The 26,510-nt window shown below is 68.0% G+C and carries 27 protein-coding genes and 4 tRNA genes; 14 read left to right on the top strand and 17 right to left on the bottom strand.

The annotated features are described in order from the left end of the window. Positions 1-158 precede the first annotated feature (158 nt). Positions 159-1,661: a sigma factor-like helix-turn-helix DNA-binding protein gene (locus AC3B6C_RS09435; RefSeq protein ID WP_488375816.1), complete on the top strand. Its 1,503-nt coding sequence runs from the start codon at positions 159-161 to the stop codon at positions 1,659-1,661. Between the two features lie 16 nt (positions 1,662-1,677). Here AC3B6C_RS09435 and AC3B6C_RS09430 read toward each other — a convergent pair whose 3' ends face one another. After that, the gene (locus tag AC3B6C_RS09430) at positions 1,678-2,364 is read right to left on the bottom strand and encodes an AMP-binding protein (RefSeq protein ID WP_488375814.1); all 687 of its coding nucleotides are present in this window, start codon (positions 2,362-2,364) and stop codon (positions 1,678-1,680) included. A 294-nt stretch (positions 2,365-2,658) separates the two neighbouring features. Between AC3B6C_RS09430 and AC3B6C_RS09425 the strand changes: the two genes are divergently transcribed. Then, a complete protein-coding gene (locus AC3B6C_RS09425) occupies positions 2,659-3,327 on the top strand; it encodes an MspA family porin (protein WP_055476106.1) in 669 nt (222 codons plus the stop codon). A gap of 47 nt (positions 3,328-3,374) precedes the next feature. Further along, positions 3,375-4,055 carry an MspA family porin gene (locus AC3B6C_RS09420; protein ID WP_488375813.1) on the top strand — a complete coding sequence of 227 codons (681 nt, stop codon included), beginning with the start codon at positions 3,375-3,377 and terminating at the stop codon, positions 4,053-4,055. A gap of 65 nt (positions 4,056-4,120) precedes the next feature. On the opposite strand, the gene AC3B6C_RS09415 is transcribed toward AC3B6C_RS09420, so the two are convergent. The 5 genes from AC3B6C_RS09415 to AC3B6C_RS09395 all read right to left on the bottom strand — a co-directional run bounded on the left by AC3B6C_RS09415 (position 4,121) and on the right by AC3B6C_RS09395 (position 6,085). Continuing rightward, a tRNA-Ser gene (locus AC3B6C_RS09415) sits at positions 4,121-4,208 on the bottom strand. A gap of 77 nt (positions 4,209-4,285) precedes the next feature. Then, the gene (locus tag AC3B6C_RS09410; protein WP_010843246.1) at positions 4,286-4,495 is read right to left on the bottom strand and encodes a CsbD family protein; all 210 of its coding nucleotides are present in this window, start codon (positions 4,493-4,495) and stop codon (positions 4,286-4,288) included. A 171-nt stretch (positions 4,496-4,666) separates the two neighbouring features. Further along, entirely contained in the window at positions 4,667-4,936 is a 270-nt protein-coding gene (locus AC3B6C_RS09405) for a hypothetical protein (RefSeq protein ID WP_488375812.1), read from the bottom strand. A gap of 122 nt (positions 4,937-5,058) precedes the next feature. After that, a complete protein-coding gene (locus AC3B6C_RS09400; RefSeq protein WP_193748601.1) occupies positions 5,059-5,523 on the bottom strand; it encodes a nucleoside deaminase in 465 nt (154 codons plus the stop codon). Positions 5,524-5,542: 19 nt separating this feature from the next. After that, positions 5,543-6,085, bottom strand: a complete 543-nt coding sequence (locus tag AC3B6C_RS09395) for a tRNA adenosine deaminase-associated protein (RefSeq protein ID WP_014925043.1) — start codon at positions 6,083-6,085, stop codon at positions 5,543-5,545. A 78-nt stretch (positions 6,086-6,163) separates the two neighbouring features. On the opposite strand from AC3B6C_RS09395, the gene AC3B6C_RS09390 reads away from it, so the two are divergent. After that, positions 6,164-7,138, top strand: coding sequence for a prephenate dehydrogenase (locus tag AC3B6C_RS09390; RefSeq protein WP_488375811.1), 975 nt, complete (start codon positions 6,164-6,166; stop codon positions 7,136-7,138). 13 nt (positions 7,139-7,151) lie between these two features. Here AC3B6C_RS09390 and AC3B6C_RS09385 read toward each other — a convergent pair whose 3' ends face one another. Then, the gene (locus AC3B6C_RS09385) at positions 7,152-7,706 is read right to left on the bottom strand and encodes a putative glycolipid-binding domain-containing protein (RefSeq protein WP_010843241.1); all 555 of its coding nucleotides are present in this window, start codon (positions 7,704-7,706) and stop codon (positions 7,152-7,154) included. A gap of 161 nt (positions 7,707-7,867) precedes the next feature. Continuing rightward, positions 7,868-8,650 (bottom strand): hypothetical protein, encoded by a 783-nt coding sequence (locus AC3B6C_RS09380; protein WP_014925041.1) that lies wholly within the window; start codon positions 8,648-8,650, stop codon positions 7,868-7,870. 571 nt (positions 8,651-9,221) lie between these two features. Between AC3B6C_RS09380 and helR the strand changes: the two genes are divergently transcribed. Beyond that, complete coding sequence (helR, locus tag AC3B6C_RS09375) at positions 9,222-11,369, top strand: RNA polymerase recycling motor ATPase HelR (protein ID WP_488375810.1); 2,148 nt, start codon at positions 9,222-9,224, stop codon at positions 11,367-11,369. Positions 11,370-11,592: 223 nt separating this feature from the next. On the opposite strand, the gene AC3B6C_RS09370 is transcribed toward helR, so the two are convergent. Further along, positions 11,593-11,668 (bottom strand) — tRNA-Arg (locus AC3B6C_RS09370). Between the two features lie 53 nt (positions 11,669-11,721). Beyond that, positions 11,722-11,813, bottom strand: a tRNA-Ser gene (locus tag AC3B6C_RS09365). 118 nt (positions 11,814-11,931) lie between these two features. Here AC3B6C_RS09365 and hisC point away from each other — a divergent pair. Next, positions 11,932-12,999, top strand: coding sequence for a histidinol-phosphate transaminase (hisC, locus tag AC3B6C_RS09360; protein WP_488375808.1), 1,068 nt, complete (start codon positions 11,932-11,934; stop codon positions 12,997-12,999). A gap of 31 nt (positions 13,000-13,030) precedes the next feature. On the opposite strand, the gene AC3B6C_RS09355 is transcribed toward hisC, so the two are convergent. Continuing rightward, on the bottom strand, positions 13,031-14,008 hold the full coding sequence (locus AC3B6C_RS09355; RefSeq protein ID WP_488358518.1) for an alpha/beta hydrolase: 978 nt from the start codon (positions 14,006-14,008) through the stop codon (positions 13,031-13,033). 190 nt (positions 14,009-14,198) lie between these two features. On the opposite strand from AC3B6C_RS09355, the gene AC3B6C_RS09350 reads away from it, so the two are divergent. Next, entirely contained in the window at positions 14,199-14,708 is a 510-nt protein-coding gene (locus AC3B6C_RS09350; RefSeq protein WP_488375807.1) for an acyl-CoA thioesterase, read from the top strand. Here the strand turns inward: AC3B6C_RS09350 and AC3B6C_RS09345 are convergent. Next, on the bottom strand, positions 14,682-15,929 hold the full coding sequence (locus tag AC3B6C_RS09345; protein WP_014925036.1) for a hypothetical protein: 1,248 nt from the start codon (positions 15,927-15,929) through the stop codon (positions 14,682-14,684). The genes AC3B6C_RS09350 and AC3B6C_RS09345 overlap by 27 nt on opposite strands. Positions 15,930-16,081: 152 nt before the next feature. On the opposite strand from AC3B6C_RS09345, the gene AC3B6C_RS09340 reads away from it, so the two are divergent. The 3 genes from AC3B6C_RS09340 to AC3B6C_RS09330 all read left to right on the top strand — a co-directional run bounded on the left by AC3B6C_RS09340 (position 16,082) and on the right by AC3B6C_RS09330 (position 19,058). Next, positions 16,082-17,170: a magnesium transporter CorA family protein gene (locus AC3B6C_RS09340; protein ID WP_488375806.1), complete on the top strand. Its 1,089-nt coding sequence runs from the start codon at positions 16,082-16,084 to the stop codon at positions 17,168-17,170. Between the two features lie 122 nt (positions 17,171-17,292). Next, on the top strand, positions 17,293-18,261 hold the full coding sequence (locus AC3B6C_RS09335) for an ABC transporter ATP-binding protein (RefSeq protein ID WP_488375805.1): 969 nt from the start codon (positions 17,293-17,295) through the stop codon (positions 18,259-18,261). Further along, positions 18,258-19,058: an ABC transporter permease subunit gene (locus tag AC3B6C_RS09330; RefSeq protein WP_055476096.1), complete on the top strand. Its 801-nt coding sequence runs from the start codon at positions 18,258-18,260 to the stop codon at positions 19,056-19,058. The genes AC3B6C_RS09335 and AC3B6C_RS09330 overlap by 4 nt, the downstream gene beginning before the upstream one ends. Positions 19,059-19,073: 15 nt before the next feature. On the opposite strand, the gene AC3B6C_RS09325 is transcribed toward AC3B6C_RS09330, so the two are convergent. After that, positions 19,074-19,748, bottom strand: coding sequence for a winged helix-turn-helix transcriptional regulator (locus AC3B6C_RS09325; protein ID WP_010843231.1), 675 nt, complete (start codon positions 19,746-19,748; stop codon positions 19,074-19,076). A gap of 260 nt (positions 19,749-20,008) precedes the next feature. Between AC3B6C_RS09325 and AC3B6C_RS09320 the strand changes: the two genes are divergently transcribed. Further along, on the top strand, positions 20,009-20,824 hold the full coding sequence (locus AC3B6C_RS09320; RefSeq protein ID WP_010843230.1) for a class I SAM-dependent methyltransferase: 816 nt from the start codon (positions 20,009-20,011) through the stop codon (positions 20,822-20,824). Positions 20,825-20,990: 166 nt separating this feature from the next. On the opposite strand, the gene AC3B6C_RS09315 is transcribed toward AC3B6C_RS09320, so the two are convergent. Both AC3B6C_RS09315 and AC3B6C_RS09310 read right to left on the bottom strand, forming a co-directional pair. Further along, positions 20,991-21,863: an exodeoxyribonuclease III gene (locus AC3B6C_RS09315; protein ID WP_488375804.1), complete on the bottom strand. Its 873-nt coding sequence runs from the start codon at positions 21,861-21,863 to the stop codon at positions 20,991-20,993. 72 nt (positions 21,864-21,935) lie between these two features. Then, positions 21,936-22,020 (bottom strand) — tRNA-Ser (locus tag AC3B6C_RS09310). A gap of 78 nt (positions 22,021-22,098) precedes the next feature. Between AC3B6C_RS09310 and AC3B6C_RS09305 the strand changes: the two genes are divergently transcribed. Further along, positions 22,099-23,070 carry an NAD(P)H-quinone oxidoreductase gene (locus AC3B6C_RS09305; RefSeq protein WP_488375801.1) on the top strand — a complete coding sequence of 324 codons (972 nt, stop codon included), beginning with the start codon at positions 22,099-22,101 and terminating at the stop codon, positions 23,068-23,070. 11 nt (positions 23,071-23,081) lie between these two features. On the opposite strand, the gene AC3B6C_RS09300 is transcribed toward AC3B6C_RS09305, so the two are convergent. Then, positions 23,082-23,504 carry a MarR family winged helix-turn-helix transcriptional regulator gene (locus tag AC3B6C_RS09300; RefSeq protein WP_010843226.1) on the bottom strand — a complete coding sequence of 141 codons (423 nt, stop codon included), beginning with the start codon at positions 23,502-23,504 and terminating at the stop codon, positions 23,082-23,084. Between the two features lie 146 nt (positions 23,505-23,650). After that, positions 23,651-24,847, bottom strand: a complete 1,197-nt coding sequence (locus AC3B6C_RS09295) for a cysteine desulfurase-like protein (RefSeq protein WP_044505679.1) — start codon at positions 24,845-24,847, stop codon at positions 23,651-23,653. Between the two features lie 60 nt (positions 24,848-24,907). Between AC3B6C_RS09295 and AC3B6C_RS09290 the strand changes: the two genes are divergently transcribed. Both AC3B6C_RS09290 and wzm read left to right on the top strand, forming a co-directional pair. Continuing rightward, positions 24,908-25,471, top strand: a complete 564-nt coding sequence (locus tag AC3B6C_RS09290) for a bacterial proteasome activator family protein (RefSeq protein WP_035717639.1) — start codon at positions 24,908-24,910, stop codon at positions 25,469-25,471. A gap of 170 nt (positions 25,472-25,641) precedes the next feature. Beyond that, positions 25,642-26,505, top strand: coding sequence for a galactan export ABC transporter permease subunit Wzm/RfbD (gene wzm / locus AC3B6C_RS09285; RefSeq protein WP_010843223.1), 864 nt, complete (start codon positions 25,642-25,644; stop codon positions 26,503-26,505). The last annotated feature ends 5 nt before the right edge of the window (positions 26,506-26,510 follow it).

Genomic DNA, 26,510 nt, shown 5'->3' with positions numbered 1-26,510 from the left:
AATCCGGACCGAGGGCACCGTCGTCCGTTCGAGCGGTCCATCCGCCATGTCCCGGTAGCCTGTGATGTGCTCAGCGCGGGCCCCACGAGCGCTCCCCGAACTCGAGCCGGGCCATCGTTCCACCGACGTCACCCAGACCCGTTGAGGAAGCCTCACCGATGACCGCGCACGCCGACGGACCCTCGTCGTCGAGACGATCCCCGGGCGACCTGCGCGCGCTCGCCGCGGTAGCCGAGTTCGACGCCGCACTCACCGACCAGGAGCGGCGGGTACTCACCGAGCGCATCTACGCCGGCAGACCTCGTACGCAGGCCGAGGTCGCCGACCTCCTCGGACTGTCGCGCGAGCGCGTCACCAAGATCGACCGGTCCATCCGACACCGCCTGGCCTCGCTGATCGACGCGGATCGTGCTCTCGCCCAGTTGTCGGCGACGATCAACCTGCGGGCCGCTCCACTCGCGGACGCCGTCCAGCTCACCGCGGACTCGACTCTCGCGGGATCGCCGGTGGGCGACGCCGAAGCCCCCTGCTGGCGGGTGGTGGCCGCGGCGTCGGGTTTGCGTACCAGCGAGGACTGGATCATCCGGGGCACCTTGCGCTCGGTCGCCGAGTTCACGAAGTCGGCCGTCTCGGAGGCGGCGCTTCCCGGTGGGGTGGCTCCGATCACCACGATCGCCGATCATCTGGGTTTGTCCGACGATTCGGCCGCGCGATGGCTGCGGCGGGTGGGGTACGAACTGATCGACGGTCATGCGATCGCCACGCGGGCGACCACGGGCGAGATCGTCGCCGCGGTGCTCTCGATACGCGGCGCGGCAATGACCTTCGCCGAGATCGTCGATGCGACTTCCGCGATTCCGCGCGCCCACAACAGTATTCGCAACGCACTGGCGTCGGATTCGCGTATCGTCAAGACCGACCGCACCCGCTACGGTCTCGCCGAGTGGGGCCTTCCGCGATACGAGCCGGTGCACCTGCAGATCGGTGCGATCCTGGCGGACGGTGACGGGGCCGCACCCATCGACGAGGTCATCGCGACGATCCGCGGCCGACACGACGTCAGCGAGGCCACCATCCGCGCATACGCCGGCGCCGGTGAGTTCCAGATACGCGGCGGCGTCGTCACCCGGCGCGAGCGGGCGCACCGCCCCCGGCGAACCCCGGGACGGACGCGGGGTCTGTATCGCGAGGACGACCTCGTGCACTGGGCCACGACGATCACGCCCGCACAATGTCGCGGAACGGGATTCAACATCCCCAGCGCCGTCGCCGGCCTCCTCGGCATCGGACCTGGTTCCCCGGTCACCCTCGAGACCTCGCTGGGTACGCAGACTTTCACGTGGGCGTCGGTCCAGGCGCGGTCCGGTTCGATCCGACGGTTCATCGACGCACTAGAACTCGCACCGGGTACACCGGTGTTCTTCGACTTCGGGCCGCGCACGTTCGCCGTTCGACGGGCCGAGCTCTCCACCGCGTCGCCGACCGCCGCCATCCTGACTCGAATAGGCCGTCGCCCGGCACGGCTCACCAGACCTCGCCTCATCCGAGTGCTCGCGGAATCGCTCTGGCTCCCAACGGATTCGACACTCGACGACGTTGTCGACCTCCTCGTCCGACGCCGTGAGGCCGACCTCGCCGACCTGGTCGCCGCGATGCGCTGAGGCTTCGGACGCCCGGTCACCGAGCGGCCGGGGCTCCCCAGTCGGGCACCCCGAACGGGGCATCGACCGCAACGCACGCGCCGGCCGACGCACAGGCGAGGATGCGGACCATGGTCTCGCGGGTGCCGAGATCCCCTTCGAGTCCGACACGTGCACCACGATGCAACCCGTCGTGCTCGGCCACCCATTCCGCCTCGGCGACGAGTTGGCGCGCAGTGTCGAGAGACCCCGCGTCGAGGTCGGCGAGCAGGCCACCCTCCCCACGCACCGGATCGGGTCCGCCGAGAGCGGCGAGTACGAAGTCGTCGGCAACCCGGTACATCGCGCGGGAGCGACTCTGGTGCACAACGGTTTCGACGAGGACCTCGACCTCGACGCACTGGTCGATGTGGGCGAACACGAAGCCGATGTCGTCCGATCCGGCCGGTGCGCGGCGTGGGTCGAGGACGATCGGCACGGTCACGGCGTCGACCTCGAGAAGTGAATGCCAGGCGAGGATGAACTCCCAGCCCGTGTGGATCGCGAGACCCACCCGGCTCCCCGGGGTGACCCCGCAGGAGGCCAGCTGCTCGGCCATCCACTCCACGGACTCATAGAACCGTTCGTAATCGATGACGGCATCACCGGTGTGCACCGCGGGCAGCGCACCGTGGGAGTCGTGGGCTGCACTCAGCAGTGAACACGATACCGGTGTCCGAATCACACGTCCCCGCTTGTACAACGAGTTCGCCTGCAAATCAACCGAACTCGAGACCTTCGCGTGCGAGACCACCAGCGCGCGCCGGCAAGATCCTCACGCCTTGCAAAGGTTAGGCTACCTTTACCAGTTGGGATGGTGTCAACCCCCTACATAGTTTTTCACTCATCTCGTATTTAGGGTACGTTCACCAACGATCGCCACCCTGCCGCAGCTGACGGGCTCATCCCCCTGCGATGAGTTCTCGACGCATGCGACATCCCGTCCTCGGGCGGGTAGATGAAACGAGGAGAGCACGAGATGACACAACGAACCTTGCGGGCCGTCGGACTGTCCGCACTCATCGGCGGATCGGTGACCGCCGCGCTGCTCGCCGGCGCCGCGTCGGCGGGTGCGGACGCTTTCGTCCGCCTACCGGACGGCACCGCGACCGGTGACGGCATCCGGATCGTACGGTCCGAGGAGAGCGCACGGGTGTCTGCCTCGATGGCCGCCAACGGCGTGTCCAGGACCACCTGGGTCAGCGGTCAGATCACGCTGTATGCACCGAATCTCAAGCCTGCCAAGGCAGGACCGAGCGTCGGCGCCGCCGGCGAGACGACACTGCCCGGGAGCAACGGCACCGCGACGAACGGCGCCGCCGCCACCCTATCCACCGGTTACATCATCGGATGCCAGGTGAACATCAAGGGCCTCCAAGGCGGTCTGTCCGGATCGCTGACCCCGACCGCACCGTCCCTGTCGGGGACCCTGACCGTTCCGCTGGCTGCAGGCGACGTGACGTTCGTGGTGTTGAACACCAAGAACATCGAGAAGGCCGGCACCTACCACCTCGGCTACGACGACGCGCAGATCGATGTGCAGAACTGCGGCGGATACGCCCAGGCGCGTGCGTTCACCACGATCGAGACGACCGGCGAGGTGCACCAGAAGGTGAACCTCTACGGCAAGCCGTTCTCCATCGGCTGACCGCGAAACCGTTGACCATGACCATGACTCGCCGAATCGGAGCTCCCATGACCGCCCCCCAGCGCCACACCGCGCGCACCCGTATCCTCGCGGCCACAACCGCACTCGCCTGCGCGGCACTGGTACCCGCGTTGACCGCGGCACCCGCACAGGCCGACACCGTCGTCGCACTCCCCGGTCAATCCGTCACGAAGACGTTGAAAGACGGTACGACAGTGACCATCACGCGCAGCAACGAATCCGCGCGGATCACCCCGTCGATGGGCAGCACGCCCCTGCACCGCAATGCGTGGGTGTCCGGCAAGTACGTGGTGTCGACGTCCGACAAGGCGGCGAAGATCGGCGTCGGGGCGGGCTACATCGTCGGCTGCCAGCTCACGCTCGGCGGTAACTCGAACAGCCGGGCCGGCGCTTCCGCGCCCAACTACGACCTCCAGAGCGCGACCGCGACTGCCGAGACCGGCGCCGGCGTGACCATCGGCCCCGGCCAGGCGGTCAACTACGTGATCAACGACCGCGAGTACAAGGACGCGTTCGGCGCGGCCGGCCACTCGTCGTCGATCAGCTTCGCCGGCGGCAAGGGAACTCTCGCCTACACCAACGAGACCATGATGGTGAACGGCTGCGCCGGCTACGCACAGGCCCGGTCGTACGCCAAGGTGAGCGTCACGACCGACAACGTGTCGCAGTCGATCGCCGTGTACGGAAAACCGTTCAGCCTGGGCTGATTCGACGGCGCAGACCCGGACAGCGAAATGGCCCCCCACCCGTGAGGATGGGGGGCCATTTCCGGCGGTGGCGGAGGGATTTGAACCCTCGGTACGGGGTTACCGCACACAGCATTTCGAGTGCTGCACCTTCGGCCGCTCGGACACGCCACCGCCGAAGACTGTACCGCAGACCTGCGGTCAGACTTAAATCGGCTGGTCAGGCGTACAGGCGCCGAGCGGCGGGTGTACTAGTGGCCGGTCAGCTTGTCCTTGACGTCGTCGATCTTGCCCTTGACGGCATCAGCGGCCTCGGTGACCTTCTGCTTGCCCTGGGCCTGCGCCTGGTCGCCCTTGCCCTCGTTCTTGAGGTCCTGATCGTCGGTGAGGCTGCCCGCAGCTTCCTTGCCGCGACCCTTGAGCTCTTCGGCCTTGTTCTTGGCGTCGTCCGTGGTTCCCATGAAGCCTCCTGGGTTGAGGTTCGGCGCGGCCGGGTGCCGTCCGATGTGGAAGAACTCGGCGACGACCGACGCGCCGGCTGCTCGACACTGGCGCCGCCTGAGGAGCGGACTCCTGCCTCCCACCGTGCCACAGGTGCACACTGAGCTGCAGGAACGCAGGTCAGCGGCCTGTCAGCGGCTGGTGAACTTCTCCGACACCTCGTTCAGCTTGTCCTTGGCGGTGCTGAACACCTCCTGGACCTTCTCGTTCTCCGCGAGGTCGTTGAGCTTGTCCTTCGCGGTGGCCAGGACATCCTGGACCTGCTTGCTCTCGACGAGCTCGTCGATCTTGTCGCGGGCGGTTCCCAGCGCCTCCTGCACCTTGCCGCTCTCGGCGAACTCGTTGATCTTGGCCTTGGCGGTGTCGAAGGCCGCGGTCACCTTGTCGGACGGATCGGTCATGACTACTCCTCGCGGGTCGGGTGCTGCATTCCAATCTGCCAGGACCGCGCAGCGACGACCACCGGTCCGCACCCTGAGATCTCACCGATCTTGTCCTTGCGTGACCCCGAGACCGCGCGCGATCACGGGTGTCGGCGGGTGGCGAAGAAGTCGACCATGAGCGCGCGGCACTCGTCTTCGAGGACGCCGCCCTTCACCTGGGGGCGATGCGACAGCCGTGGATCGCGCACGACGTCCCACAACGAGCCGACCGCACCCGTCTTGGGCTCCCACGCTCCGAACACGACGGCGTCGACCCGAGACAGCGTGATCGCGCCCGCACACATGGTGCAGGGTTCGACGGTCACCGCGATCGTGCACCCCGGGAGCCGCCAGCCGTCACCGAACGCCCGCGCCGCCGCACGCAGCGCGAGGACCTCGGCGTGTGCCGTCGGATCGCCATCGGCCTCCCGGCGGTTCGCCGCGCGGGCCAATTCGACGCCCTCCGGGTCGAACACGACCGCACCGATGGGTACGTCGTCGGTCCCCGACAGCGTCGCCGCGTCGAGTGCGGCACGAACCATGGATTCCCAGGGGGGCGCACTCATCGCGCGGATGCCGACAGGCTCAGTGGCCGAGCGAATCGAGGACCTTGCCCAGCTCGTCGGCGAAGCCGAGCCGTGCGGCGATCATGCCGAGTTGCTCGTCGGCGTAGAGATCGGTGTCGCCGACGATGACGCTCATGACCGCGTCGGGCAGTCCCAGGTCGGCGAGCAACCCGAGATCCCCTTCTTCCCACGGATCGATCTGGTCGAGTTCGTCCGGATCGATGTCGGGCACCTCGACGTTCAGGGCGTCCAGCGCGTCGACCGCGATGTCGTAGTCGACGGAGGCGGTCGCGTCGGAGATCAGGAGACGCGCTCCCGTCGGGGACGGCCGCACGATGATGAAGAACTCGTCGTCGACATCGAGGAGCCCGAACACCGCGCCCGCGGAACGCAGCTCACGCAATTGGGTTTCGGCGTCCTCGAGGTCGGAGAGCGCAGACGGCTTCATCGCGGTGACCTTCCAGCCACTCTCGTCGCGTACGACCGCCACGGCAAAACCGTCGATGTCGTCGTCCACGTCCTGCGCGTTCGACCCCGACTTCCCAAATCCGGCACCGGCCATGCAGGAAACCGTAGCCCCTATCACCGGTACTCCCAAGTCCCGGTTCACCGTGCGTGACCGGTATGGGAACGTGTCAGGGTGACTGCCGCGCCGTCGTCCCCCGCTCTCACCCTCCCCCGACCGGTATGCGTGCTGGGCCTGGGCCTGATCGGCGGCTCGCTCGTGCGGGCCCTGCACGACGCCGGACACGAGGCGTTCGGCTACAACCGGTCGACGGCGACCGTCGATGCCGCCACGCGCGACGGATACGACGCGTCTTCGGATCTCGTTGCGACACTTGGCCGCGCGGCGTCGTCGGACGCACTGGTCGTGCTGGCGACACCCGTGACGACGATCGAGCCGCTGGTGAGCGCCATCGCCGAGCACGCCCCCGACGTCCTTGTCACCGACGTCATCAGCGTCAAGCAGGAAGTCGCGCGCGTCCTCGCCCACCTGCATCCCGGTGGCCGGTATGTGGGCGGTCATCCGATGGCGGGGACCAGCTCGTCGGGCTGGGCAGCAACCGACGCGACCCTCTTCGACGGAGCCATGTGGGCCGTCACCACAACAGACGACACCCCGTCCGACGACTGGCTCACGGTGGCCGCGCTCGCCGTGGCCGTCGGCTCACGGGTGGTGCCGGTCGCCCCCGATGCGCATGATCGGGCGGTCGCCGCGATCTCCCATCTACCGCACCTGACCGCCGCGGCAACGGCCGCCGTCGGGGCCGGTGAGAGCGACCTCGCGCTGCGCCTGGCGGCCGGTAGCTTCCGCGACGGCACCCGGGTCGCCGGCACGGCACCCGCCCTGCAGCGGGCGATGATCGAGGCCAACGGCATCGCCGTGCTCAACGTCCTCAGCGAGACCATCGACCGCCTCATCGCCGTGCGCGACGAACTGCGCGACCACGGAACCGTCGAAGTGCTCGTCGACGACGGACACCGCGCCCGGGCTGCGTACGAGCAGCTGCACTCCGGGACCGCGGAGGTCATCTCCGGGGTGACCGTCGGCGACGACGGCTGGCAGCAGGAACTCCGCCGTCAGGCCCACCAGGGCCGGGTGTGGGTGGGCTGAACCCGGGCAGGGCTCAGACGCGCCGCGCGAGACCCGGATAGTCGACGACGAAGTTGTTCTCGTCGACCGTGATCGTCGTCGTCGCGAGCGGCGACACCACGCGGAACCCGTCTTTGCCCGGGGTGTACGACATCGTCGCCGGCTTCACGTCGCCGCTGGGCAGATACATGTAGGCGACCGGGACCTCGACCGTTGTGGGCGTCGACGCCGACAGGCCGCGGCGTCGGATCGGCAGAGAGTTGAACATGGGCGACAGCGCGAGGTCCACGTCTTCGGCGCCGTCGAAATCCGAGCGGGTGGTCTCGCCGTCGGGGCGGCGGATCAGCCACGTGCCCTCGTCGTCGCGGGTGATGCCGAACTGCGTCTCCCCGTCCGCGCGCACCAGGTGCACGGTCAGCCGCTTGACCACACCGGCGTCGGTGGTCTGCAGCTCATAGGACGCGGAGAACGCCTCGTGGTCGGCGGTCGCCGCGGCGATGATCCGTCCGTATGCCTTGAGGCGCGCGCCGGACACGACCAGGCGGACCTGTTCGAGTCGATCGGTGTCTTCGCCTCGCCACGTGAGCATCGTCTTGAACTCGTCGTTGGGGGCGGAAGACTGACCACTGTCTGGGGCTGTCTGCGGGGAACTCACGTGACCAAGGTAGCGAGCCACGGCCCCGATCACACATCGGACGAGCAGGTCACCCCACCGACACGCGGGATTCGCGATGACGGGAACGTGACGGCTCAGGCGATGCAGGACGCGGTGCGACGCGTGGACGACGGCGTCACCGTGTCCTCCACCACCACCTCGCCGTCGACGGTGATCGAGCAGGTCACCGCACTACCCGTCCCCGCGATCACCAGCAGACGCAGCGGATTGATCCCGCCGGTGAACTGGACGGTCCACGGATTCGTCGGGGCGAACTCGGAGCGCAACCCGGCATCGTCGACGTACAGGATGGTGGCCTGCCCGTCGATGGTCGCCTCGTAGGTCACCGGTTTGTTCTGCGGGTCGATCCGCTCACCGGGTTGCCCCGGGAGCTGTTGTCCCGGCTCGGGCGGGGTGAGGCTGGGCGGTTCGAAGGTACGAGGGATCGGCATCGTGTCGGTGGTGAGCGGCGAATCCGCGAGGGGTTCTTCGGCCCCCTGACGGAGTCCGAGGAATCCGACGAAGGCCACCACGAGCAGCACCACCATCCCCGAGGTCAGGACCAGGGTCGCGGTGGGGACTCCGAGAACGCGGGAACCCGCCCGGCCGTCCGCGTCGTCGGCCTCCCGCTCGGCGGTCGCAATCCGCTCGCCCTCGGCACGCTCGGCGCGCTCGGCCATGGTCAGCTCGGTGTTCGTCGGCTGGCCGGGACGGAACAGCGGGGTGCCGTCGGAGGCGTACCCGAGCGGCGGATAGAGCTGCGGTGCGACGGGCTGTCCGTACAGATCACGCGGGGACCCGCCGGTCTGACCGCCGGCATCGTCGCGGTGCCGCGGATCGCGGGCGCCGGGGTCACGGCCCCCGTACGGCTGTCCCATCGTCGGCCTCCGGTCGAGATCGTGAGCGTCGTCGTCGACGACGCGTCGAGGCACCGGCTGCAACCGGGCGGACCGGCGCGACGCCGCGTGTCATTCCATCTCCGACCTTACGACGCGGGTTCGGATGCTCATCTCGGCGATCGGAAAGCCGCAGGCCACGACGACGCCACGGCGACAAAGGACCAGTTGGTCGAATGAGTCCCGGAACGGGAGAGATGACCGGGAATGGAGAACCGTGGCCGCGCTGCCGCCCCACCCCCAGATCTTCGGGGGCGGCAGCCCCCTGACAGGCCCCACCGATAGGAGTTCACCGTAGTGAACTGACAGTACTTTCACATACAGCACACCAGGCTGCAACAGGTGATGGGCTGATCGGGTCAAGTGGGACTGGAGTCCGTTTCACCCGCGCGAGCGGCGATCTCTTTTCCCCTTTCACCATAAGCCCTGGACAGGGGCTTGCCGCAAGACCCCCCTCGCGGTGCAGAATCGCTCTCTCACCTGCCGAGACAACCCCGCCGCCTGCCGATTCGGAGCCCTATCTGTGCCCTCAGTACCCGAAGCCCCTGCCGACGTGAGTTCGACGACCACCGTTGTGTTCGCCCTCCCCGACCGCCTGTCCCCGAAGAACGATCCCGTCCTCATCGCCGACGACACCCGACATCTCACCTCGATCACCACGAGTCTGCGGCGCACTCTGACGGACGCCGAGGAACGCCTGCAGGGACTGCTGCGCGAAGCCGGCGGCAAGGGGCGGCGGGCCGTCGACCGCGACATGGAGATCCATCAGCTCGGCTCTCGCATACGATCCCTACGGCGCTTCGGCCTCGACCTGTGCCTGGGCCGGCTGGTCCGCGACGACGGGGACATCCTGTACGTCGGGCGGATCGGACTGACGGATTCCGCCGGCGAGACCCTGCTCGTCGACTGGCGCACCCCGCTGGCCGCGCCGTTCTTCGCCGCCACCCGTCGAGACCCGATGGGACTGGTGAGCCGACGCCGCTACCGCTGGACGCACGGCCGGATCACCGACTACTGGGACGAGGTCTTCGTCGACGACCCCGCGGTGCTCGCCTCGCACGCCGCGCTCGACGAGCAGTCGGCCTTCCTCGCCGACCTCGGCGCCAGTCGATCCCCGCGGATGCGAGATGTCCTCGGCACCATCGCCACCGATCAGGACGCGATCATCCGAGCCGGCTCGCACGGCGCCCTCGTCGTCGACGGTGGTCCCGGGACCGGAAAGACCGTCGTCGCGCTGCATCGTGCCGCCTACCTCGTCTACGCCGATCCGCGCCTTGCGGGCAATCGCGGCCGGCTGCTCGTCGTCGGACCCCACCGGCCCTACCTCTCCTATGTCGCCGATGTGCTGCCGAGTCTCGGCGAGGAGAGCGTCCAGACATGCACTCTCACCGATTTCGTCGTCGAAGGTGGTTCGGCGACAACCGAAACCGACGTCGACGTGGCGCGATTGAAGTCATCGGTTCGGATGGTCGAGGCGGTCGAACCGGCGGTGAGATTCTACGAACAACCGCCCACGACGCCCTTGGTGGTCGAGACTCCGTGGGCGGAGACGACTCTGACACCGACCGATTGGGCGGACGCCTTCGACGTGCCGGAACACGGTACAGCGCACAACGATGCCCGCGACGAGGTGTGGGAGGAACTGGTGTCCATCATCGCCTCGCGACACGACGACGACGTGCCCCACCACGCGCTGCGTCGTGCGTTGGCGGCGAACGCCGAACTCGTGACGGCATTCTCGCGCGCATGGCCGGTGCTCGACGCCGCCGAGATCATCGGTGACCTGTGGTCGGTGCCGGCATTCCTCCGCATGTGCGCGCCGTGGCTGTCCCCCGCCGAGGTACGCGTGCTCCAGCGCGCCACCCCACACGCCTGGACCGATGCAGACCTGCCGGTCCTCGACCGCGCACATCGGCGAATCGGGGATCCGGCGGCGGCGGCCCGACGTCGCAGGCAGCGCACGGCCATGACGGCCGAGCGCGAGAAGATCGACCAGGTGGTCGACGACCTGATCGCCGCGGAGGTCCACGACGACGGCGAGGGACTGATGGCGATGCTGCGGCACGAGAACCTGCGTGACAACCTCGGGGACGAGATCGTCGGTGAGACCGCCGGGCCGCTGGCCGGGCCGTTCGCGCACATCGTCGTCGACGAGGCCCAGGAACTGACCGACGCCCAGTGGCAGATGCTGATCGATCGCTGTCCGTCGAAGAGTTTCACCGTCGTCGGAGACCGCGCGCAGGCCCGGCGCGGGTTCACCGAATCGTGGGAAGAGCGACTTCGTCGCGTCGGGTTGGGTGACGTCACCGAGGCGGGACTCACGATCAACTACCGGACCCCGGAGGAGATCATGGATGCGGCCGCACCCGTCATCCGCGCGGCGCTCCCCGATGCGAATGTCCCGACTTCGGTTCGGCGGTCGGGCATTCCGGTGACCTTCGGCGTTCGCGCCGACCTCGACACGGTGATCGCCGACTGGACGTCGACACATCGAGACGGGATCGCATGCGTGATCGGCGAACCGGACTTCGCGGGGACCGAGCGCGTGCGGTCGCTGACCCCCACGCTCACCAAGGGACTCGAATTCGATCTCGTGGTGCTCGTCGATCCGGACTCGTTCGGCCCCGGGACCGAGGGTGCCGTCGACCGCTACGTGTCGATGACACGGGCGACACAGCAGCTGGTGATCCTCCGCGCGTAGTCGCCCCCGCACCGATTGGGGTAGTGCCGTACTCGTGTCGACGCCACGGACACCGGCGAGGATGGATGGCATCACGGCAGATCATCGGAACCGACGGGGCTACTCCGATCGCCGCCCGATGTTCGCCGTGACCCAGAACGTGTGCACCGGCACCTCGTCCACCCACCCAGGGTTCCGGCGTGCACAGAAGAGGCCCGCCACCGGGATCGGTGACGGGCCTCTGTGGTGCGCCCGTAGGGATTCGAACCCCAAACCTTCTGATCCGTAGTCAGATGCTCTATCCGTTGAGCTACGGGCGCGTGATATTCAGTTGTCGTGCTCTTCAGTTGTACCGCGGTCGGCCGACTGCGGTTGGCGGAGGCGAGAGGATTTGAACCTCCGGTCCCGTTTTAGCGAGACAACTCATTAGCAGTGAGTCCCATTCGGCCGCTCTGGCACGCCTCCTCGGCGGAGTCCTTTCGAACTGCCGAGTCGAAAGGTTACACACCCTTCGCGGCCACAAGCAAACCGGTTGGTCAGAGCCGGTTTCCGCCCATACGCGACCGCGGCCTACATTGGTCGGGTGAGCCTGCGAATCCGCCCCGATCTCGACGACCTTCCCGTGTACGTGCCGGGCAAGACGTTTCCCGGAGCGGTGAAGCTGGCGAGCAACGAGGTCACCGAGGGTCCGCTGCCGAGCGTCATCGAAGCCATCGCCGCCGCCGCTGCAGCCGTGAACCGCTACCCCGACAACGGGATGGTCGAGCTGACCGCGGCGCTGGCCAAGAGCCTCGGCGTCACCGAAGACGAGATCCAGGTCGGGTGCGGGTCGGTCATCCTCTGCCAGAACCTCATCCTCGTCACCAGCGGACCGGGCGACGAGGTGGTCTTCGGGTGGCGGTCCTTCGAGACCTACCCCCTCGCGACCCGCGTCGCGGGCGCGACACCGGTGCAGGTCCCGCTCACCGGCGACCTGACCTACGATCTGCGCGCGATGGCCGACGCGGTCACCGACCGCACGCGGCTGATCTTCGTGTGCAACCCGAACAACCCGACCGGGACCGTGGTCGAGGCGGCCGACCTCCGTGACTTCCTGCAGCGCGTGCCGTCGGATGTCGTCGTCGCACTCGACGAGGCGTACTTCGAGTACCTGCGCCTGCCGTCGAACCAGGCGTACGACGCGCTCGAACTCCGGCGCGAGTTCCCCAACCTGGTGGTGCTGCGCACCTTCTCCAAGGCGTACGGACTGGCCGGCCTGCGCGTGGGCTATGCGATCGCCGACCCAGAGGTCATCACTGCCCTGGGAAAGGTCCACGTCCCGTTCTCGGTCAGCAGCGTCGCGCAGGCCGCGGCGCTGGCCAGCCTCGATGCCGGCGACCAGCTACTTGTCCGCACGGACGCGGTCGTCGCCGAACGCGCCCGCGTCACCACCCGACTGCGCGAGGCCGGATACCGGGTGCCCGACTCGCAGGCCAACTTCGTGTGGCTCGACCTGGGCGCGGCGTCGTCGGAGTTCGCACGCGCCTGCGTCGACGCCGGGGTGGTGGTCCGCCCCTTCGCCGGTGACGGCGTGCGGGTGACCGTCACCAACACCGACGAGGTCGATGTGTTCCTGCGGTTCGCCGAGAGCTGGGACGGCCCCCGGAGCTGACCCTCGTGGTCGGCCCGCTCCCGCGGCCGGACTAGAGCCCGCGACCGATGGTCGGCCAGAGGACCGCGAGGTCGCGCTCCCAGTACGCCCAGGTGTGGGTTCCGATGAGGCGGAACCCGTCGGTGTAGGGCACCCCCGCGGCGCGCAGCGTGATGGCGAACTCGAGCGAGCACCGGTAGGCGCCCAATTCGAGCGCCGACGACGACGCGGTCACGACCTCGCGCGGACCTTCGTCCGGCTCGATCTGCCGCTGCAGGTCGAGAGGTCCGATGGCACCCGACCCGGCCGAGATGAAGATGTTCTTGCCCCGCAGCCGGTCCAGATGGAGGCTCGGATCGTGCGCGCGCCAGCCCGCCGACCCGAACGGGCCCCACATGTTGGTGGCGTCACCGCCGTCGCGGCCGACGGTGGTCCGGACATACGCCTCGTTGACCGGTCCGGACACCGGCGGGCAGCCGCTGAGCGAGGCGACCCCGGTGTACATCTCGGGATGGCGGATGGCCAGCGAGAAGGCGGCCTGCCCGCCCATCGACAAGCCGATGACCGCATTGCGTCCGTTGCCGTCGAATCTGTCGTCGATCAGCGGGGGCAGCTCTTTGGTGAGGAAGGTCTCCCACATCGGCTTGCCGAGCGCCGCGTCTTTCTTCTGCCAGTCGGTGTAGAACGTGCCCTTGCCGCCGGTGGGGAGCACGACGTTGACGTTCTTGTCGGCGAAGAAGCGACCGGCCCGGCCCTTGGTGATCCAGTCGCTGACCTCGCCCTCGGCACCCGCGCCGTCGAGCATGTAGACCGTCGAGCGCGGCGTCGAGCCGCCGACCGGGGTGAGCACCGACAGCTTGATCCGCTCGTTCATCGCCGGCGAGAACACCCAGATGTCGGTACGCAGTGCACTCAGCTTCTCGGACTTGGCGATCCGCGCCACCTGTCTGGGAGCAGCGTCGGCGATGGCCGGGGTCGACAGAATCCCCACCATCAGGCACACCAGGCCCGCGATCAACCGCCTCGACATCTCGCCAACTCCCTCGCCGACAGTCCCCCCGAGCGCACCCGGACCCGTCGTGTCACCACGTGCGCGTCCGCGCCGGTCGGAATCCGAGCGGCGCGGACATCTAGACTCACAGACTACCCGGCGTACAGCGGAGTGGAAGGTCGTGACCACGGCATCTCACGGACACCGGGACCGCCGAGGAAAGTCGACGATGCCCAGTTCACGTTCTGTTCACCATCAGCGCCCCGGACCGGACGAGACATCGCCCACCGAGGGACTCGGCCCGAAGGACTTCGCCTTCGTCGCCGAAGTCGGGGTGCGGTGGTCGGACATGGACGCCTTCGGCCACATCAACCACGCACGGATGGTCACGCTGATGGAAGAGGCGCGCATCGCGTGGCTGTTGAGCGCCGGCGAGGACTACGCCCCGCTGATCACGAGCGCGATGATCGTGCACGTCGACATCCGGTATCAGGCCCAGCTGCGCCACGACGATTCCCCGTTGCGAATCGGGATGTGGATCAAAGGTTTTCGCTCGGTGGACTTCACCATCGGATACGAGATCCGCGGCGCCGGAGCCGAACCCGCCGGCCGGCCGGCGTGCGTGGCGAGCACCCAGATGGCCGTCGTCGACATCGAGAAGCACACCCTGCGGCGGCTGACGCCCTCCGAGAAGAACTACCTCAGCGCCGCCTCACGACGGCTCGTAGCGGGCGGGTAGCTCCCGCGGCACCGCCGGCGAGATTCGGGCGATGTTGCCCTGCAACACATCTCGATAGATCCGCAACTGCTCCTCGCCGCTGCGGACCTGCTCGGTGAGACGTTTGGCGTTGTCGACGGAGATCTCCCGGTCTCCAGACCTCGCGATCAGCGCGTCGATGCGATCGTCCAGGGTGGCCGCCTTGTTGTACTCGGCGAGAACCTGGAGTTCGACGGCCGCGGACTCGACGACGTGCGCCACCTCGCCGAGCGCCTGGACGCGGTCGATGAGCTCGGTCCACACCGGCCGCAGCGTCGTCTCCCGCTGATCGATCTGCGCGGCGAAGGTGCGGTCGAAGCCGCCGTTTCGCTTGGCCCGGTCGAGATCGATGCGCACGGCTCGCAGCGCGATGACGTCGGCGGCGATCTCGGCGACCTCGGCGTGCAGGTTCACCTGGGTGCGCTGGACCTCGAAGTGGTCGGAGCGCCACGCGGGGTTGCCGAGGATGCGGTCGTAGTAATGACCGGTGATGAACAACAGCGTCTCGTAGCCGTCGACGAAGGCCGCGGCGCGCGGCGCTCCGGCCGGGGATGGACCGCCCGGCGCCTCGCGCACGCCGGACAGGAATTGGTCAGCCCACTGCCCCGCCTGCGAGTTGCCCGACTTCGCGGCCACCTGGCCGACCACGCCCGCGATCCGGTCGAAGGCGGCGGTTCCGGCGCGTCGGACGTAGCTCGACGTGTTGACGTTGGGGGTCGGGGTGCACAGCAGACCGGCGAACAGGCGGTCTCGTTCCTCGATCTCGAGATAGACGTTCTCCCGACGCTCGCGCCGGATCGCCCTGGTTCCGGAGGCGAACACGCCCTTGGCGGCGACGATCTGTTTCCGGGCGTCCTCGCGGCGCCGCTGCAGGCCGTTGAGCCGGTTGCGCATCACGGCGCCGACCACGCCGGGCACGACCGGACTCGACAGCTGGTGTTCGATCTGGACGATCGCGCGCTGCAGGCGGCGGAGGTCGCCGAAACCCGCGGACATCGACGGCATCGGCCGGCCGGTGGAGATCCGGCGCACCACGATCGCCCGACCACCCGGGGTGAGATATCCGGACGCGATGAGCAGCGCCGCGGTGTCCGACAGCTCACGACGTTCACCCGGCACCGCCGAACGATCGCACCACTCGCGGATCTGTTCGCTCGTGCGCGCGGGCATCAACCGATGTCCGCGGGGATTGCTGTCGACCATGTCGTCGCCGCCTTACCTGGAGAATCGGTGCCCGCGCCCGTCCACAGACACCGATTTCGATGCTACCCGCGGACGACGACCATCCGGTGTGGCCGACATCGCGACTGCCTGTCGCACCGCCGGAACACGCCCGGCGGTGTCACGATGGCCACATGACTGTGCCCTCTGACGCGTCGGAACCTCGCGGCGTCGAACGCATCCGCGGTCAGATCTGGCGGAACGGGGAGCCGGTGGACGGCTTCGACCTCGGGGAGATATCCACCTGTCTCGAGGATTCGGACAAGCTGATCTGGGCGGATATCGAATGTCCGACGCATGAGACGCTGTCCCGGCTCGCCGCCGAACTCGATCTCGATCCGTTCGCGATCGAGGACACCGTCGCGGCGGCCGAACGCGTGAAGACCGTCACGTACACCGGGCACACCTTCGTGATGGTCTACGCGGTCTCACTGCACGACGGCGACACACCGTCCGACGACCAGGACGACCAGGACCGCGGTTCCACGGCGACCGAATTCCGCTCCTCCGCGAACGGTCGGGCGCGGATGTTCGACCTGCACCGCATCTCGGTCTTCGTCAAACACAACGCGCTCATCACCGTGCGACCGACCCCGGCACTCGACATCGACGAGGTCGTTCGCAGATGGTCGGACAGCGGGGCCATGCAGTACGGGATCGGCGCGCTCGTGCACGGCTTGCTCGACGTCGTCGTCGACGGGCATTTCGACGCCGTGCAGCGCCTGGACGACGAGATCGAGGATCTCGAGGCCCTGCTCTTCGACGAGCGGATCCCCGGTCGCGAATTGCAGCGCCGAACCTACGACCTGCGCAAGGACCTCGTCGTCCTACGACGGGTCGTCCTGCCGATGCGTGAGGTGATCGCCGGTATCCAGCGACGGCGGTTCGACAACCAGGCGCCACCCGAGCTCGACCCGCATTTCTCCGATCTCTACGACCACGCACTGCGTGCGTCGGAGTGGACGGAGTCGTTGCGGGACATGATCACCACCGTCTTCGAGACCAACCTGACCCTCGCCGACGCCCGGTTGAACACGGTCATGAAGAAGCTGACCGCGTGGGCGGCGATCATCGCCGTGCCGACCGCCATCACCGGCTTCTACGGACAGAACGTGCCGTTCCCCGGTTTCGAGAAGGCGGCCGGCTTCATCACCAGCGTCACCCTGATCCTCATCCTGGTTGTGGGACTGTACGTTTCGTTCCGCCGGCGCGATTGGCTCTGACGACACGCGGGGCATCCGGAATACAGTGCGCCGCAACGTGTTCGAGGCTACGGCAGCGATCCCAGGAAGGCACCTGCCGACATTGATAGCGTGAGTGCGCACATCACCTACGGAAGGTACCGATGGAGTCACCCGCGATCACGATCGACGGTCTCACCAAGCGGTTCGGCAGCCTGACCGCGGTCGACGATCTGTCGTTCACCGTCGCCCCCGGCCGTGTCACCGGATTCCTCGGACCGAACGGCTCGGGCAAGACCACCACGCTGCGCATGCTCCTGGGACTGGTCGAGCCGACGGCAGGCCGCGCACTCATCGGCGACCGCCCGTTCCGGCAGATCCCCCAGCCGGCCCAGCACGTCGGCGCCGCCCTGGAGGCGTCGAGCTTCCATCCCGGACGCACCGGCCTCGGGCATCTGAAGGCACTCGCCCCGCAGGTGGGGGTCCCGACGTCGCGGTGCCGGGAGGTGCTCGACTTCGTCGGACTGTCCCAGGCCGCGGACCGCCGGGTGGGCGGCTACTCGATGGGCATGCGACAGCGGCTCGGTCTGGCCACCGCACTGCTCGGCGACCCGCAGATCATCCTGCTCGACGAACCGGCCAACGGCCTCGACCCGCAGGGCATCGTGTGGCTACGCGGTCTGCTCCGTTCCCTCGCCCACGAGGGACGGACGGTGCTTGTCTCCAGCCATGTCCTCGCCGAGGTGCGGAGCACCGTCGACGACGTCGTGGTGATCGGCAACGGCAAACTGGTTCGGGCGTCGACGCTGTCCGACTTCGAGGCCCTGGCCGAACACGCGGTCGTGGTGCGAACCCCGTCACGTGCGTCGTTCGTCGCGCTCGCGGGCGAACGCGGGTGGCACCTCGAAGACACACACGATGGTTTCCGGATTCCCGGGGTGAGCGCTGCCACGGTCGGCAGCGCGACCTTCGGCGCGGGCATCGAACTCCACCAGCTCGCCGATGTCGGCGCCGATCTCGAGGCGGTCTTCCTGCACCTCACGAAGTCGTCGGACGCACCGACCGGTCATTTCCCGAGCGGTCCACCCGGTCCCCCGACCGCCGGCCCGACTTCGCCGGAGTTGATCCGATGAGGGCCGCGCTGATCGCCGAGTACCGCAAGTTCACCTCCACCAGGATGTGGTGGGTACTGCTCATCGCGATGGTCGTCTACCTGGGTTTCATCGGTGCGGCACTGGCCTTCTCGATGACCACCGAGAACGCCGTGCAACAACCGACGACCCTGGTCGGCGCCGACCTGGCACGCTCGATCTACGCGCTCACGAGTCCGATCGGCTACGTGTTTGCGCTGGTGATCGGCAGCCTCGCCGTGACCGGGGAATTCCGGCACAAGACCATCACCGCGAGCCTGCTCGTCGAACCACGACGCGGAATCCTGCTGGTGGCCAAGCTGATCGCCGGAATCCCGATGGGCCTGCTCTACGGCGTCCTCGGCACGCTGGCGGTCGTCGCGACCGCCGCACCGATCCTCGCGACGGTCGGGGACGGCGCATTCCTCGACGACAGCTCCACCCTCGAGGTGATCGGCCTGTCGATGCTGGTGATGGTGCTGTGGACAGCGATGGGCGTGGCGTTCGGCGCGGTGGTGTCCAATCAGGTCGCCGCCATCGTCATCCTGCTGGCCTTCACCCAACTCGTCGAACCCATCGCACGCATCGCCCTGGCGACGTTCGACGCCACCTCGTCGGTGTCGAAGTTCCTGCCCGGGTCCGCGGCCGACGCCCTCGTCGGATCGAGCTTCTTCGCGACGATGGGCGGCGGCAGCGACGACCTGCTCCCGCAATGGGCCGGCGCGCTGGTCATGCTCGCCTACATCGCGGCGTTCGCGGTGATCGGCCGCTACACGACATTCCGCCGGGACATCGCCTGAGCCGGATCAGCGCTCTCACGCCGGCCGCGGAACCGCCGACGAGATGCTCTGCCCGATCCACGACGGCACGTCGCGGGCCACATCCGCCGGGCCGTGGATCTCGACCCGGTCGGCGGCAAGCGCGAGCCGCCAGTCGATGTCGCCGCGCCAGATCTCGGTGAGAGTGCGCAGATCGGTCGCCACGGTGGCATCGAGTTCATAACCGGGGTCGAAGTCGCACACCTGCGCCTCACCACCGGCGACGACCAGCCACCAGGTACCCGCCTTGCCGATGACATCACGAAAGACGAACTGCACCATGGTGCGTCGGCGCGGCCACCGATCGATCGGGACGGTGCGGTGCATGTCCCACATGAGTAGATGCGGGTCGAGGTCGGCATCGCCGAGTTCACCGATCCAGCGGACACCCCACACGCTCAACGCCTCCACGACGGTCGTGAGCTCCTCCCCCATCGGCGTCAGTGTGTACACCGAACGACCGCCGACTTCACTGCGGTTGATCACCCCGGCGCGTTCCAGCGTGCGTAACCTCTTGGTGAGCAGCGCCGGCGACATTTTCGGCACACCGCGCCGCAACTCGTTGAAATGTCTACTGCCCAAGAGGAGTTCGCGGACGATGAGGATCGTCCACCGCTCGTCGAGCAACTCCATCGCCTTGGCCACCGGGCAGAACTGTCCATACGATGTCATCGCAGCCTCCCCACTGCTGGTCGAGCCGGCCCCGAGCGAAGCGAGGCGCCGTCTCATGCTGGTTGAGCCGGCCCCGAGCGAAGCGAGGCGCCGCGTCGAAACCTCCTCGATCCAGTACACACCCGACGTCGGCCGATGACCAGTACAGAAAGTGAACTGCCGCCGGTACAGATCTTGGTCTGGAGGGCGAACCGGACTTCGTCGGATGCTCGTTGTGTCCGATCGCGGACATCCACCCGACGACTCGAGGGATTCTCATCATGACCACGACGCAACCCGCCCCGTTCGACGCCGAGATCAAGGCCCGCCACCGCAAACTGTGGGCCTCCGGCGACTATCCGGCCGTCGCCGACCTGATCGCCCCGCTGGGGCGTCGCCTCGTCGACGCTCTGCACATCACTGCCGGGGACAAGGTCCTCGACGTCGCCGCCGGCGCGGGAAATGTGGCCGTACCCGCGGCCGAAGCCGGCGGGCACGTCGTCGCCAGCGACCTCACACCCGAACTCCTGGCCGTGGGAGAAGCCCGACACCGCGATCTGCCGATCACGTGGCGTACCGCCGACGCCGAAGATCTCCCGTTCGACGACAACGACTTCGACATCGCGACGTCCTGTGTGGGCGTCATGTTCGCCCCGAATCACCAGAGGTGTGCCGACGAGCTCGTCCGCGTCGTGCGCCCCGGCGGACGGATCGGCCTGATCAACTGGACGCCAACGGGATTCATCGGCGAACTGTTCGCGGTCATGAAGCCCTACGCCCCGCCACCACCGCCCGGTGCGCAGCCGGGCCCGCTCTGGGGCGACGCCGACCACGTGCGGTCGCTGTTCGGTTCCGGTGTCACCGGACACGAGTTCGTCACCGAGACCGTCGAGATCAGCGAGTTCGACGACGGCGCGGCGTTCCGCGAGTTCTTCAAGGCCCACTACGGACCGACCATCATGGCGTACCGCAACATCGGCGACGATCCCGCGCGCGCCGGCGAGCTCGACGCCGCGATCGCCACCCACGCCGACCGCTATCTCACCGACGGACGGATGGAGTGGGAGTACCTCCGAGCGGTGCTGACGGTCGGGTGAATCGCCCTCCCGCTAGTTGAGCCGGCACCGCACCACGCTGGTTGAACCGCACCCACCGCCGGCTGACGCCACCCTCCTGCTGGTTGAGCCGGCACCGAGCGCCAGCGAGGCGCCGAGTCGAAGCCACCCGGCGACCACCATCGATCAGGGACGCGGGAGCCCCGGATCACAGCTCGGCGTACTCGACAACCAGCGGGGCGTGATCGGACAGCCGGACGTCCGGCGCCGCTTCTTTGTCGACCGTCACGGCCCGCGCCCGCCGGGCAAGTGCGGGCGTGGCCAGCTGGTGATCGATTCGCCACCCGACGTCCTTCACGAACGACTCCCCCGCCCAGCTCCACCAGGTGAGCGGCCCGGGGCGGTCGCCGTGTAGCGCGCGGACGACGTCCACCAGCCGGCGTGGACCGGTGATCTCGCCGAACCAGGCGCGTTCCTCGGGCAGGAAGCCCTCCATCTTGCGGGCCGCGCGCCAGTTGGTGACGTCATGCTCGAGGTGCGCAACATTGAGGTCACCGAGGAGGAGGAACTCCCGGCCGGCACGGCGAGCGGCGAGCCGGTTGCGCGCCAGCTCACGGGTGAACCCGACCAGAAACCGTTGCTTGCGTGCGTGTTTGGCGCCCCCGTCGGGTGCTTCACGCAGCGAACCGGGGCGCTGCAACTCGGCCGGGAGCCCACCCTTGGGCAGATAGATGTTGGCGACGGTCAGCGGACGATCGGCCAGGTCGACCTCGATGTAGCGGCCTTCGTGAGCGAAGGCGGGCAGTCCGCGGGCCTTCGGCGGATGGGTCAGCCAGGTGCGCACCGCGGCCGGCTCGCGTCGGGTGAGCACTGCGACGCCGTTTCGTCCCGCGATGGTGCCGACGTCGATCGAGGCGTGATAGCCGTCGAAGTCGCCGACGTCGTCGATGCCACACCGGAGTTCCTGCAGTCCGACCACGTCGGGCTGCCGTCCGGCAAGCCAGGCGTCGAAGCCCCGACGACGCGCGGCCCGGATCCCGTTGACGTTGAACGACGCAACGGTGAAACCACCGGTGCCCATGTCTCCTGCCTTCCGTGGTCTCGGCGGTTCACGAAAAAGCCCCCACCCGGCGTGACAGGTGGGGGTCTCGGGCGGAAGCGGAGGGATTTGAACCCCCGGTGGTTTTACCCACGCTCGCTTTCAAGGCGAGTGCATTCGGCCGCTCTGCCACGCTTCCCTGACGAGCAAGGTTACACACCGGGCGTCGAACCGGACCTCACCTGGCACTCGCGTGCGCTGTGACACCATCGAAGAGGTGAAAGCCATCGTCGTCGAATCCGAGAACCTGTCCCTCTCCGATGTGCCCGACCCGACTCCCGCAAGCGGCGAGGTCGTGATCGATGTGGTCGCGGCCGGCGTGAACCGCGCCGACATCCTGCAGCGAGCGGGCAACTATCCCCCACCGCCCGGGGCGTCGGACACCCTCGGCCTGGAGGTCTCGGGGAGGATCTCGGCGCTCGGCGACGGGGTCAGCGGCTGGTCGGAGGGCGACGAGGTGTGTGCGCTGCTCGCGGGCGGCGGTTACGCGGAGAAGGTGGCGGTTCCGGCCGAGCAGCTGCTGGCGGTGCCCAAGGGCGTCGACCTGGTGTCGGCCGCGGCACTGCCGGAGGTGGCCTGCACCGTGTCGTCGAACATCTTCGACACCGCTCGCCTGACCACCGGCGAGCTCCTGCTCGTCCATGGCGGCTCCAGCGGCATCGGCACCCACGCCACCCAGATCGCCCATGCGATGGGCGCACGGGTTGCGGTGACCGCCCGCACCCAGGACAAGCTCGAGCGCTGCCGCGAGTTCGGCGCCGACATCCTCATCGATTACTCGAGCCAGGACTTCGCCGAGGTTCTCAAAGACGCCGGAGGAGCCGACGTCATCCTCGACATCATCGGCGCCAAGTACTTGAAGTCGAATCTGAAGGCGCTCCGCACCGACGGGCGCCTCGTGATCATCGGCATGCAGGGCGGCACGACGACCGAGATCAACCTCGGGCATCTGCTGGCCAAGCGCCTGTCCGTGATGGGCACGACGCTGCGCGCCCGGCCCGTGCACGGCCCCGGCGGCAAGGCCGAGGTCGTGGCGTCGACGCTGACCCGGACCTGGCCGCTGATCGAAGCCGGGACCGTCGTCCCCGTCGTCGACCGCGTGTTCCCACTCGCCGACGCCGCCGCCGCGCACGACCATCTCAACAGCGGTGACGTGATCGGAAAGGTTCTGCTCAGCGTCGGGGACTGATCGGGTGCGGCTCAGTCCGATGCGGGTGGTTCCGCGACGCGGACGGCCTCCCCGATCTTGCCGAACGCGACACCGAGCGCCGTGAACTCCTCCGGCGTCAGCGCGTCGACGACGAAGCGCCGGATCACCTGGTCGCGGACACTCACGTGGTCGGCGAGTGCGCGCCGGCCCTGATCGGTCAGCCGTACCAGTCGATGCCGGCCGTCGGCCTTCGACTCGAAACGGTCGATGTGTCCGTCGTCGCTGAGGCGGCCGATCATGCGGGACACCGTGCTGATGCGCATGTGCACGGCGTCGGCGACCTCGCTGACGCCCAACTGCCGGTTGGTGCACACGGCCTCGAGGACGCGTAGGTCGGATACCGAGAGTCCCCGTTTCGCGAACTCGTCGTTGACGCGGGCGAACAGGGCCCAACCGCCGTTGACGAGGTTCATCCAGGTCTCGGCCTCCGCAGTGGTGAGTGACCGGGGCGGGCCCTTTTCTGGACCATCAATCGTTTTTGCCGACACAGCATGACAACATACATTGTCGTTAACTCAAACAACACCATAGTGAATATCGCCACGGTGGCGGTGAACTCTCAGGCCAGTGATCCCAGCGTGCGCACCAGGTGATCCACCTCATACGGCGTCGAGTACGGGGCGAGCCCCACCGTCACGGCACCGCCGAAGTCGGGCGCGCCCATGCGTACCAGCGCGCGGTTGGGGAGGTCGGCGAGGGCGCAGACACCGTTGTCGGCCAGGCGTCGGACCACTTTGTCGGCACCCACCGACTCGACGGTGAAGCTCGCCAGCGGAATCCGATTCTCCTCGCTGCCGACCAGATTCACATGGTTGAGCTGGGACAGCGTCGTCACCAGGTAGTAGGTGAGACGCTGGAGGTATTCGTAGACGCCGTCCATCGAGGTGACGAGGCGGCGGCGGCGCTTGCCGATCCCGGCCTCGTCCAGCCCGGCGAGATGTTCCACCGATGCGACGAGCCCCGCGAGCATCGCGCCCTGGTGGGGTTCGGGTTCGAGCCGGGCGGGTCCGCGCGCGGCCGGGTCCATCGCCATCAGCTTCAACCGCTCGATCAGGTGCGGTTCACGAAAAGCCATGGCCGCCATCCGCGGACCACCCCAGCGCTCGGCCGAGACGACCAGCACGTCGGCACCCAGGTCGTGGATGTCCAGGCTGAGATAGGGCGCCGCGTTCGTGGCGTCGACCACCAGCAGGGCTCCCGCTTCGCGGACCAGGGGCGCGATCTCGCTGATGTCGGTGATCGCGCCCGTCGTCGACGACGCGAGGGTCACCGCGACGACCTCGGTGTCGGGCGTGACGAGATCCCCGAACTGCCACGCCGGGAGCCCTCCGGTCTCGACGTCGACCTCGGCCCAGCGGACGCGGCCACCGTAACGATCCGCGGCGCGGAGCCAGGGCACGATGTTCGGTTCGTCGTCCTGTCGTGTGACGACGACGTCGCCCCGCAACCACGCGTGCGGCGCCAGCGCCTCCGCGAGGCCGGACAGCAGCGCGTATCGCGACGGCCCCAGGACCACTCCCGCGGCGTCACCGCCGACGAGGTCGGCGATCGCCCGACGTGCACCGTCGACCACCTCTGCACTCGCCCGAGCCGACGGATAGACGCCGCCCGGGGCAGCGGACAGAGAACGAAAACTGGTGGTCACCGCGGTCGCGACCGAGTCGGGAATCTGCATCCCGGCCTGCGGGTCGAGGTGGATCCACCCGTCGCCGAGCGATGGAATCAATCCACGCACATAGGCGACGTCGAAAGGCATGGCCACGAGGATAGACGTCGGCCATCGGCGGTTTTGCGGTGTCCGGGCACAATGGAGCGCATGGCTATCGAAGGCACTCCAGGACCTGGCCCGACCTCAGGACCATTCGGCTCGGCCGGGGACTCCGACAACGTGATCGTCGTCGGGGCCGGCTCCCACCCGCAGGGCGGTGACGACGACGCATCGGAGTCGACCAGCCTCGCCGACATGGTCGAGCAGCCGGCAAAGGTCATGCGCATCGGCACGATGATCAAGCAGCTGCTCGAGGAGGTGCGCGCCGCTCCGCTCGACGACGCGTCGCGCAACCGGCTCCGTGAGATCCACGAATCGTCGATCCGGGAGCTCGAGGAAGGTCTCGCCCCGGAACTACGCGAAGAACTCGAACGGCTGGCACTGCCCTTCTCCGACGACGCGACCCCGTCGGACGCGGAACTGAGGATCGCCCAGGCGCAGCTCGTCGGCTGGCTGGAGGGCCTGTTCCACGGCATCCAGACCGCGCTGTTCGCCCAGCAGATGGCCGCGCGCGCTCAGCTCGAGCAGATGCGCCAGGGTGCGCTCCCGCCCGGGATGCCGGCCGCGGGCGGCGGACCGGGCCACTCCCCGGGACCCGGGCAGTACCTCTGAGATCGGCGGGCGGGGGCGGTGGCTTCGACACGGCTCCTCGCTTCGCTCGTCACCTGCTCAGCCAGCGGGAGCAGGCACGGCTCCTCGCTCCGCTCGTCACCTGCTGGCAGAGGGGCACCTGCTCAACCAGCGGGGAGCAACGGATGTGCGGACGGGTACGCTGACTCCTCGTGTCAGCGGTAGTAGACGACGACGCGATCCCCGCGCGTCCACAGGGTTCCGATTCGCGCAGCTTCGCGCGCGCGGTCAAGGACCTCCGCGACGGGTTCGCAAGCCGCGAGCTGTGGTTCCATCTCGGCTGGCAGGACATCAAGCAGCGTTACCGCCGTTCGGTGCTGGGACCGCTGTGGATCGTCATCGCGACCGGTGTGACCGCCATCGCGATGGGCCTGCTGTACGGCGAACTGTTCGGCATGGACATCACCGTGTTCCTGCCGTACGTGGCACTCGGTTTCATCTTCTGGAACTTCATCCAGAGTTCGATCCTCGAGGGCTCGGAGGTCTTCTCGAAGAACGAGGGCCTGATCAAACAGCTCCCTGCCCCGGTGAGCGTGCACGTCTACCGGGTGGTGTGGCGAGCGCTGATCATCTTCGCGCACAACGTCGTCATCATCGTCATCCTGTTCCTGATCTTCCCGCCGCCGCTCAACTGGACCGTGTCGCTGATCATCCCGGCCCTCGCGCTGTACGTGCTCAACTCGGTCTGGGTGACGATCGTCTTCGGGATCCTGTCGACCCGTTTCCGCGACATCGGCCAGCTCCTCACCACCGCGGTGCAGCTGGTGTTCTTCATGACACCGATCATCTGGACGACGCAGAGCCTCGGCAACGCGACCGGCGAGGCGTCGTCAAGGCTGAAGCTCGTCGAGCTGAATCCGATGTTCCACTATCTCGAGATCGCGCGCGGGCCGCTGCTGGGCGAGCCGGTGGAGTTCTACCACTGGGCCGTCGTCTTGGGCTGCACCGCCGTGGGCTGGGTGCTGGCCATGCTGGTGTTGCGCAACTACCGGGCCCGCGTGGCCTACTGGGTGTAGGGACG

Source organism: Gordonia sp. 11cp (genome assembly GCF_057767225.1).
This window is presented reverse-complemented; position numbering and strand designations above follow the sequence as displayed.

What these genes read in the sequence shown, in the direction of transcription:
- AC3B6C_RS09385 (WP_010843241.1), bottom strand. Translation starts at nt 7,706, where the DNA reads ATGCTCACGTGGCGAGGCGAAGACACCGATCGACTCGAACAGGTCCGC.
- AC3B6C_RS09410 (WP_010843246.1), bottom strand. Translation starts at nt 4,495, where the DNA reads ATGGGAACCACGGACGACGCCAAGAACAAGGCCGAAGAGCTCAAGGGT.
- AC3B6C_RS09355 (WP_488358518.1), bottom strand. Translation starts at nt 14,008, where the DNA reads ATGTCGAGGCGGTTGATCGCGGGCCTGGTGTGCCTGATGGTGGGGATT.
- AC3B6C_RS09400 (WP_193748601.1), bottom strand. Translation starts at nt 5,523, where the DNA reads ATGAGTGCGCCCCCCTGGGAATCCATGGTTCGTGCCGCACTCGACGCG.
- AC3B6C_RS09435 (WP_488375816.1), top strand. Translation starts at nt 159, where the DNA reads ATGACCGCGCACGCCGACGGACCCTCGTCGTCGAGACGATCCCCGGGC.
- AC3B6C_RS09380 (WP_014925041.1), bottom strand. Translation starts at nt 8,650, where the DNA reads ATGGGACAGCCGTACGGGGGCCGTGACCCCGGCGCCCGCGATCCGCGG.
- AC3B6C_RS09405 (WP_488375812.1), bottom strand. Translation starts at nt 4,936, where the DNA reads ATGACCGATCCGTCCGACAAGGTGACCGCGGCCTTCGACACCGCCAAG.
- AC3B6C_RS09425 (WP_055476106.1), top strand. Translation starts at nt 2,659, where the DNA reads ATGACACAACGAACCTTGCGGGCCGTCGGACTGTCCGCACTCATCGGC.
- AC3B6C_RS09330 (WP_055476096.1), top strand. Translation starts at nt 18,258, where the DNA reads ATGAGGGCCGCGCTGATCGCCGAGTACCGCAAGTTCACCTCCACCAGG.
- AC3B6C_RS09300 (WP_010843226.1), bottom strand. Translation starts at nt 23,504, where the DNA reads ATGAACCTCGTCAACGGCGGTTGGGCCCTGTTCGCCCGCGTCAACGAC.
- AC3B6C_RS09315 (WP_488375804.1), bottom strand. Translation starts at nt 21,863, where the DNA reads ATGGGCACCGGTGGTTTCACCGTTGCGTCGTTCAACGTCAACGGGATC.
- AC3B6C_RS09320 (WP_010843230.1), top strand. Translation starts at nt 20,009, where the DNA reads ATGACCACGACGCAACCCGCCCCGTTCGACGCCGAGATCAAGGCCCGC.
- AC3B6C_RS09345 (WP_014925036.1), bottom strand. Translation starts at nt 15,929, where the DNA reads ATGGTCGACAGCAATCCCCGCGGACATCGGTTGATGCCCGCGCGCACG.
- AC3B6C_RS09420 (WP_488375813.1), top strand. Translation starts at nt 3,375, where the DNA reads ATGACCGCCCCCCAGCGCCACACCGCGCGCACCCGTATCCTCGCGGCC.
- AC3B6C_RS09335 (WP_488375805.1), top strand. Translation starts at nt 17,293, where the DNA reads ATGGAGTCACCCGCGATCACGATCGACGGTCTCACCAAGCGGTTCGGC.
- AC3B6C_RS09325 (WP_010843231.1), bottom strand. Translation starts at nt 19,748, where the DNA reads ATGACATCGTATGGACAGTTCTGCCCGGTGGCCAAGGCGATGGAGTTG.
- AC3B6C_RS09295 (WP_044505679.1), bottom strand. Translation starts at nt 24,847, where the DNA reads ATGCCTTTCGACGTCGCCTATGTGCGTGGATTGATTCCATCGCTCGGC.
- AC3B6C_RS09350 (WP_488375807.1), top strand. Translation starts at nt 14,199, where the DNA reads ATGCCCAGTTCACGTTCTGTTCACCATCAGCGCCCCGGACCGGACGAG.
- AC3B6C_RS09290 (WP_035717639.1), top strand. Translation starts at nt 24,908, where the DNA reads ATGGCTATCGAAGGCACTCCAGGACCTGGCCCGACCTCAGGACCATTC.
- AC3B6C_RS09395 (WP_014925043.1), bottom strand. Translation starts at nt 6,085, where the DNA reads ATGGCCGGTGCCGGATTTGGGAAGTCGGGGTCGAACGCGCAGGACGTG.
- AC3B6C_RS09340 (WP_488375806.1), top strand. Translation starts at nt 16,082, where the DNA reads ATGACTGTGCCCTCTGACGCGTCGGAACCTCGCGGCGTCGAACGCATC.